The following is a 7,969-nucleotide window of genomic DNA, read 5'->3' as shown; positions in this document are numbered from 1 at the left end:
ACAATCGTTCGCCAGTTTCATACATAATCTTAAATTTTTAAGGTATATGGCAGTAATTTCCAAAGGATTCTTTAAACAGATATCCAAATTATTACTATGAATAATTATTTTATGTAAAAATTCCGGGAGGTAAATAGCGATTAAAGCAGATGGCGTTTTTGAAGGCGGCGGAGTTAAGGGAATTGGCCTGATCGGCGCGGTTGCCGGGATGGAAGAGGCAGGCTATGTATTTGAGAATATGGCGGGTACTTCGGCGGGGGCGATTGTTGCCGCATTGCTTGCAGTAGATTATAAGGCCGAAGAAATAAAAAGTGAACTACTGAAATTGGATTACACAAAATTCAAGGATGAAGGATTTCTGGACAAGTTCGGCGTTATCGGAAAAGGCTTGAGTACAATTTTTGAATATGGAATATATGAGGGCAATTACTTTGAATCCTGGCTTGGCGACTTGCTGGAAGCCAAGGGTAAGACTACCTTTGGCCAGATAAGAACCGATTACACAGAAGAAAAATATATGTACAGGCTGCAGGTAATTGCAACGGATATAACTGACCACAGGCTGCTTATCCTTCCGCAGGACCTTAAGGATTTTGGCCTTGATCCTGACCAATTCAGCATTACCAAAGCTGTGCGAATGAGTATGAGCATTCCTTTGTTTTTTGAGCCCGTAAAGCTTGAGGATCGCAGCGGGAAGGTACATATCATTGTAGATGGCGGGGTGTTAAGCAACTATCCAATCTGGCTTATGGACGACGGCACCAGTTCACCGCCATGGCCGACATTTGGTTTTAAGCTGATGGAGCCGAATACGAGGGAAATTAAAAAAGGCGATCCTAAAAATATCATACATAACCCTCTAAGTTATTTGCTTGCTCTCGTCGGCACGATGAGCGGCGCACATGATAATTTTTATATCTCCAAGTCAAAGGGAGATTATAGCAGGACAATAGGAATTCCCACGGCAATTAATATTGACGGTATAGAAAAGGAAATAAAAACAACTTATTTTGACATTACCCGGGAAGAAAGCCTGAAACTATATGATAACGGTAAAAAAACAGCTGAGGAATTCCTTAAGACTTGGGATTTTGAAGAGTGGAAGAAAAAGTACAGGCAGTAGCAATCACATAGCCTATAGAAGGAGGCTTCTGGTATGAAACCGGATGAATTTATAGCTGCCCTTTTACCCGGTGTTCAAAACCTTCAAATAAAGACCGGGCTTTTTTCAAGTCTTACCTTAGCGCAGGCGGCGCTGGAAACAGGATGGGGCAAGTTTATTCCGGCAGACAAAGATACCGGCAAAGTAAGCAACAACCTTTTTGGCATTAAGGGGACAGGGCCGGCCGGATCAGTAACCTGCGGGACGGAGGAAGAAAATCCTGACGGCAGCAGGATTAAAATCCTTGCGCAATTCAGGGCTTATTATAATTATGAAGAATGCCTGTCCGACCGTTATCAAGTATTAACACAATCGCGCTATGACCGTGTAAGAGAGGCTCATACAGCAGAAGAAGCCGCAAAGATGCTTTATGCATGCGGGTATGCAACCGACAGCGGTTATCCGGAAAAACTAATTGGGATCATAAATCAATACAACCTGAAAAAATTCGATCAGGAAGTTAAAAAAACAGCCGAACAATGGCAGATAGACATAGTTAAAAAAGCGAAGGAAGCGGGGCTGATCAGTGAGGATCATGATCCGCTGGAATCGGTTTCATTCTGGATGCTGTGTTCTGTTGCCTTAAAAGCTATGGGTAAATAAGATTTATTTGATTAGCTTCAGGCAACGATCCGGGAATTCAGATTATCATGTTCAGTGGGAAGTCAGCAAGGATACCTGGGATAAGATAAGCAAAGAACCGGAACTTATAGATATTCGTTTACCCCAGGATAAAATGTATTTTGGAAAATAAAAGATACGGAAGTATTAGAATTAACATATTCATCAGGCAGAAAACCGGAAAGGATATGGATGACGTATAGGGGATTACTGTTGCTTCCTGCTCTTTGATTTGATCAGCGCCCGTGCATTTCTTATCCCGCCTACATCTGCAAACATCGTATTTATTTTCTCTTTTTCGATTTGTTTAAAATTTAGGTCCTCGTACTTTGCCTCTTTTTTAAGTTTCTGATAACTTAAAAGACGTCCTTCTGTAATCAGGCCGTCCTCGACAGCTTTTCTTACGGCGCAATTTGGCTCGTTAATATGTTGGCAGTTACTGAATTTGCATTTCCTGGCAAGCTCATTAATATCCGCAAAGGTTTTTGTAAAATTTGCACTTTCAATTCCAAGTTCACGCATACCCGGCGTATCTATAACAGCTCCCCCGGCGGGAATGATCATCAATTCCCTCCTTGTTGTCGCATGCCTGCCTTTGTCGTCCTTCCCCGTTTCTTTTGTTTCGATAAGTTCACGGCCAATCAGCTGGTTGATCAAGGTTGATTTTCCGACACCCGACGAGCCTATAAAAGCAACTGTTTTACCGGGCGCCAGATATTTTATTATTGGTTTATACCCGTCAGCAACTATGCTCGACGTAGTAACTATGTCAACACCGGCCGCAATCACCTGAATTTCTGAAAGCTTTAATGCTATTTCCCCGCACAAATCCGATTTTGTAAGGACAATCACAGGAGTGGCTCCGCTATCCCAGGTGATTGACAGATAACGCTCAAGCCGCCGCAAATTAAAGTCTTTATTTAATGACATGCAAATAAAAACAATGTCTATATTTGCGGCTACAGTCTGAACATCATTTGCCGTCCCTGCAGCTCTTCTAATGAATACACTTTTTCGTGCCAGCACATGATGGATTATAGCATTGCCGGACAGGTTATTAACCCTGTCAAGCATGACAAAGTCCCCTACAGCAGGATAATCGGAAAGAGCAGCAGCTAAATGGCGGAATTTTCCGGATATTTCAGCCGCCATTTCCGAGTTTTCGGTGGCAACCCTGTATAAACCTTTATACTGCGCAATCACTCTGCCCGGGAAAAGCTCTTTATATTGTACGGACTCCTGAATAATCTCTTCAGAAAAACCTAAACTAAGCAGTCTGTCATTCATAATTGATACTTCGTCCCCTTGTCACTACCCTATGGTTTTTTCCAGGTAAGCGCTGCTTCCGAACCGTCCTTTAAGAATGCGCTCAGCGTCATCATGCCGCCCTCCAGTTTCACATGCCTGACTACCTGTGTTCCCACCCAGTTTGGCAAAAAACTTACTTCAGGACGCACAATCAGATCATTGTCAACTATCTCGTATTTCCCGGAATAAAAAACAACATTTGCGGCATCGATTTTTTCAGCGTCCGTCAGGCGGTTATCCGATGCGGATTTGGGCCTGTTGCCCGGCGTCAGGCATACATTGGAGTAACCTTCGGGACTGATAATGTAATAACCCACCGGTTCACTGCCCATTGGCAAGAATACGCCCCCGTCAGGCCTGCGTACCTCATATGAAACCAGCTTCCATGCGCCAATCAGCGAACTAGCATCTATTGCTGCTTTACTCATTACTCATTACTCATTACTCATTGCCCCTTCCTTAAATGTACAAAATATAACATTCTCTCAGGTTTTAATAATTTTGTTGGCAAACTAAATTATACCCGCAGAATAAGCCTTGATCAATCAATAACCCCAACTGTGTAACATTCAGGGCACAAAAAAGCCCTGTGGCCAGGGCGCTTTGTAAATTGTTAAGTTACGGATCTGGTAACTATCCTGAAAATAATCTTGCATTAGGGAGGTCAACTGCCTACGTGCTCATGTTCGCCTCTTATACTTGTACGAACTCGTTTACCCTCGGGCTCGGTCAAAACTCGGCGCTTATGCGCCTCAAACAATTCCCTCGCTTATCCTCGAGTTCACTCGTTCTTTGAATTAAGGCTCAAAATCGCACTTAAGGCATTGTCCTCCCTTTTTCGATGAATTTTCTATCCTTGTAGCTGGCATCGCTTCAGTGACATGGATGTCTATTCATTAAATTTCACCCTCCGCTCTCCGGTTAAATACCCAGAACCGGCTCCCTATAAAGTTCACTATAATAGCAGCCCCTGTCGCTATGCATTTGCTGGGCCACAGATCAAGGTGATTCAGATCGTGTAAAACAGCCAGCACGCCAAAGGATGTCAACAAGGAAAACCCGTTCACGATAACGAAGTTTGCCGCTTCCACGAAATTTGCTTTGCGTTCAACCCGGAATGTCCACTTCCTGTTAAGGAAGAAGCTGTTTGCAACACCAGCCGAGTAGGAAAGCGCTTGTGCAGCAAGGTACGGCGCCCCGGTTAAAGTTAAAAGAAAAAAGACGGTAAAGTCGACTGCCGTATTACCCATGCCCACAGTGCAAAAACGAAGGAATTGCGCAGTTGTCTGTATGTTTTTACTCACTGAGAATCACCCCATTACGCTTTGCAGCTTCAAGTTCCTGCTTGTTCCTGAGTACATATAACAGGCGGTTTTTGGTTTCATCGTAAATTCTGCCCACATATTCCCCAAGCACGCCTAACACAATCAGAACAACACCGTCCAGCAAGAACAGGCAGGCCATAAGCGGCTGCCACCAGGAAACGGCGCTGTATGAAAATAATATTTGAGCAAGAGAAAAAATCAGGTAAATGAAACTGGCCGCAACCACAGCAAGCCCAAAAGAAGCTGCCCATTTCAACGGTTTATAGGAAAAAGACGCAACTCCGTCTATTGAAAAGCGAAACATTTTTTTAAAGAATATTTAGTTTCCCCGGCATACCTTTCTTCCCTGGTGTATTCAACAGCTGTGCTGCGGAAGCCTACCCAACTGACAAGGCCGCGGACAAAGCGGTTCTTTTCCCTTATACATTGCATAGCATCGCAGACTTTCCTGTCGATGAGACGGAAATCCCCGGTATCAAGCGGGATATTTACGCCTTCCGTCAAGGACCGGAGTATGCGGTAGAATAAGGATGCGGTTGTTCTTTTAAAGAAAGTCTCCCCCATCCGCTTGGAACGCTTCGCATAGACAACCTCGTATCCCTGCCGCCATTGATCAATCATTTGCGGAATTACTTCCGGCGGATCCTGCAAGTCGGCGTCGATAATTATGACGGCGTCTCCGCGTGCATAGTCCATACCCGCGGTAATTGCAATTTGATGTCCGAAATTTCTTGAGAAATCCAGAAGCTTTACACTTGAGTCCGATGCTGAAAAACCTTTGATAATTTCCGCAGTTTTGTCCCGGCTCCCGTCGTTTACAAACAGCAACTCGTACGGTTCATTTAAAGTTTTCATGACCTGTTTCAACCGGCGGTAGGTCTCGTTTATAACGGCTTCTTCGTTATAAACCGGAATTATTACGCTGTAACGAACGTTGTCGTTCATTTAATCTCATCCCCGTACATTTTTCATTGATTTAGATTAATTTTATATAAAGCCATACCGTTTCTCATCCCCGCAGGGCCACCGCTGTCAGAAGAAGCCGACTGCCACTCTTCTTCGGGAATCTCCGTGCTGTTTTTACGTATCCAATCCAGTACTTCGCTGCTGCCGCCCCCTCTTCCGTCAAAACCGGAACCGGAAGAAATTAAGAAATACTTTACTTTCTTGTCTGCTACTGCCTGCTTTAGTTTCTCCACAGTAAAAACCGGATCCGATCCGCTAAAGCCACCCATGGGTATGACTGCTTTTCCTGTTTGAATGATGTAGGCTTCTGCCGTAGATGCGTCGGTTGTTGCAAACAGGCAGGTTTCCCCGGTATTATTTTTTGTTAAATAATCCACTAATTTAGTATTTATTCCTGAGTTCCCCCCATCCCTTACATTCTGTCTTTGCCCGATCCTTTGCTGACCAGGGCCGGCCTGAGGCAACATACTGTTATCGCCGTACAAGATGGGAGTAGCCGACCAGAACAATGGCGCAACAAGCAAGACCAGCATACCGGCTATTGCAGCTGTGAAAGCCAGTTTCTGTTTCTTCCTGGCTAAAAGCAGGATAAGTAATAAGACGATTCCCGCGGCGCCGATTCCAATTGACCATCCCGTACCAATTTGCTTTAGATAAGGCTGCAGCACATAGAGTTCAAAAGCCAAGGTTGCTATAAAGCCCGCCGGCAGAAGCCACTTTTTCCAGCCGTCCTGCTCGCTGTATTGTTTCCAGAGTTCGACCCAGCCTGCTCCTGCAAGAACCGCAATTGGCGGAGCGAGCATGATCAGGTAGTATTGATGGAAGAACCCTGCTATGCTGAAAAAGGCCATCACCGGGAGCAGCCAGGCTAACCAGAACAAGGTTTCATTCTGCTTTGCAGTGAGAGGCTTTCTCCTGCGTATTCCTGCAAGCAAACCGATGCAGCCAAACGCTGCAAACGGCAGCAGCCAGCTGTTTTGTCCGGAAAGTTCTGATTGGAACAAACGGAGCGGGCCGGCCTGGCCGGTGCCAAACATACCGCCGCCACCCCGTCCCTGCGGGCCGCCTCCGCCACCGGGCATAGATCCGGACCTGTTGCTGCCGTCCGGTTGGAAACCTTCAGGCATACCATTTCCTCCCGGAGGCGCCGGCTGCCGGCCGGTTGAATTGTTTCCACCCGGCGGTATGAACGGCCGGTTATAACTATTATTTGTATTCTGAGTCATTTGCCGCAGGTCAGACACATATCCGTCCCGCTGGATTTGCTGAGGATTTCTGTCTGCACCGGCGTCTTGCCCCCTTGCCCCCTTGCGCCCATTCCTTCGAGTCGCTGTATGCCGTTATATCCAAGGGCAAGTTCCAGGACGGAGTTCGTTTTACTGCCGCCTATGTACGGCCGGTTTTCCTGCGGAGTTGTATCAACGATGATCGCCCAGGATAGGGAAACTCCAAGCAAAATAACCGTTGCTGCGGCAAGGGTAACCAGCTTCTTCTTCCAGCCGCACTTGAAAGCTAAAATGCAGACCAGGTAAAAAGCAGGCAGGACCATATACGCCTGAAGCATCTTTATATTAAAAGCTACCCCGATCATTGCAAAGGCGCCCAACAACCAGGGCAGCTTTTGATTTCGGATTCCCTTTAGCAGCATCCATGTCGCAAGGAGCAGGGCAAACACCAATAAACCGTCGATGTTATTGGTCCGGCTTACCGCCACGGCAACCGGGGAACAGGCCATAACCAGGCTTGACAGACGGGCGGCTGTTTTGCCGAAAGTCGGCTTGACAAGAAAATAGATCAGCAAAACTGACCCTACTGCAGCTAACGCCTGCGGCAAGATTACGCTCCACCCATGAACGCCGAAAACATAGGCGAACGCCGTCTGGATCCAGAATGCCACCGGCGGTTTGTCAATCGTTACAAATCCGCCGGGATCCAGAGTTCCATAGAAGAAATTGTGAAAGTTCTGCAGCATACTGGTAACCGCCGCGGTATAATAGGCATTTGCGGTAGTGTCATTCCAGATGTTGAAAATATTTAAAAATGCAGACAGCGCAGCAATGACTGCCAGAATATAATCTATCCGGAAATTTAGTTTAATTGATTTCATTTTTATCCCCCTTTGGCCAACCATTAACCAGCCTTTTTCCTTTCTTAGAATAACCATTCCGGCTGAATTTCCCCTTAAAGGATACTGAACATTGCTTGAGTTGTTGCTGAATACTTACTGAAAATTTCCCCTTAAAAAAAATTCCCCATGAGGGGAACTTAAAACTTACTGATAAAATTGTTCATTTTTATAGATGATGTGCATCAGGGAGGTCAACTGCCTTCGTGCTCATGTTCGCCTACGGCATGGATGTCTACTCATAGCTCAGCGCTTCTGCAGGGTTTAACCTGGATGCCCTGCGCGCCGGGTAATAGCCGAAGAACACTCCGACAAAAAGAGCAAAGGCTACAGAAAGTACAATCGCCTGAATGGAAATTGTCGTAGACCAGTTCGCAAAATAGGAGAAGATCTTTGCTCCTGCGACACCGAAAACAATTCCAAATAAAGATCCGGCTATGCTAAGGATCCGTAACAAAATAA

General features: G+C 45.7%; 7 protein-coding genes and 2 pseudogenes. 2 read left to right on the top strand and 7 right to left on the bottom strand.

Features of this window, described 5'->3' with window-relative positions:
* The first annotated feature begins 139 nt into the window (after positions 1 to 139).
* The gene (locus DEH07_02485; GenBank protein ID HBY03410.1) at positions 140 to 1,123 is read left to right on the top strand and encodes an alpha/beta hydrolase; all 984 of its coding nucleotides are present in this window, start codon (positions 140 to 142) and stop codon (positions 1,121 to 1,123) included.
* A gap of 33 nt (positions 1,124 to 1,156) precedes the next feature.
* Entirely contained in the window at positions 1,157 to 1,765 is a 609-nt protein-coding gene (locus DEH07_02480; GenBank protein ID HBY03409.1) for a muramidase, read from the top strand.
* A 225-nt stretch (positions 1,766 to 1,990) separates the two neighbouring features.
* On the opposite strand, the gene rsgA is transcribed toward DEH07_02480, so the two are convergent.
* The 7 genes and pseudogenes from rsgA to DEH07_02445 all read right to left on the bottom strand — a co-directional run.
* Positions 1,991 to 3,070 carry a ribosome small subunit-dependent GTPase A gene (rsgA, locus tag DEH07_02475; protein HBY03408.1) on the bottom strand — a complete coding sequence of 360 codons (1,080 nt, stop codon included), beginning with the start codon at positions 3,068 to 3,070 and terminating at the stop codon, positions 1,991 to 1,993.
* A gap of 29 nt (positions 3,071 to 3,099) precedes the next feature.
* Entirely contained in the window at positions 3,100 to 3,519 is a 420-nt protein-coding gene (locus tag DEH07_02470) for a hypothetical protein (protein ID HBY03407.1), read from the bottom strand.
* 468 nt (positions 3,520 to 3,987) lie between these two features.
* Positions 3,988 to 4,341: a hypothetical protein gene (locus DEH07_02465; protein ID HBY03406.1), complete on the bottom strand. Its 354-nt coding sequence runs from the start codon at positions 4,339 to 4,341 to the stop codon at positions 3,988 to 3,990.
* 46 nt (positions 4,342 to 4,387) lie between these two features.
* Positions 4,388 to 5,361: pseudogene (locus DEH07_02460) on the bottom strand (glycosyltransferase).
* Positions 5,362 to 5,384: 23 nt separating this feature from the next.
* A pseudogene (locus tag DEH07_02455) lies at positions 5,385 to 6,518 on the bottom strand (mannosyltransferase).
* Positions 6,519 to 6,604: 86 nt separating this feature from the next.
* Complete coding sequence (locus DEH07_02450) at positions 6,605 to 7,489, bottom strand: hypothetical protein (protein HBY03405.1); 885 nt, start codon at positions 7,487 to 7,489, stop codon at positions 6,605 to 6,607.
* Between the two features lie 253 nt (positions 7,490 to 7,742).
* Positions 7,743 to 7,969: multidrug ABC transporter substrate-binding protein (locus tag DEH07_02445; protein ID HBY03404.1), on the bottom strand; the 227-nt coding region annotated here is incomplete at its 5' end.

This window comes from Desulfotomaculum sp. (assembly GCA_003513005.1).
GTDB lineage: Bacteria > Bacillota > Desulfotomaculia > Desulfotomaculales > Nap2-2B > 46-80.
The sequence above is the reverse complement of the archived record's forward strand: the minus strand, read 5'-3'. Positions and strand labels throughout refer to the sequence as shown.

Coding starts and splice junctions, on each gene's coding strand:
- DEH07_02480 (HBY03409.1), top strand. CDS start 1,157: ATGAAACCGGATGAATTTATAGCTGCCCTTTTACCCGGTGTTCAAAAC.
- rsgA (HBY03408.1), bottom strand. CDS start 3,070: ATGAATGACAGACTGCTTAGTTTAGGTTTTTCTGAAGAGATTATTCAG.
- DEH07_02470 (HBY03407.1), bottom strand. CDS start 3,519: ATGAGTAAAGCAGCAATAGATGCTAGTTCGCTGATTGGCGCATGGAAG.
- DEH07_02465 (HBY03406.1), bottom strand. CDS start 4,341: ATGGGTAATACGGCAGTCGACTTTACCGTCTTTTTTCTTTTAACTTTA.
- DEH07_02450 (HBY03405.1), bottom strand. CDS start 7,489: ATGAAATCAATTAAACTAAATTTCCGGATAGATTATATTCTGGCAGTC.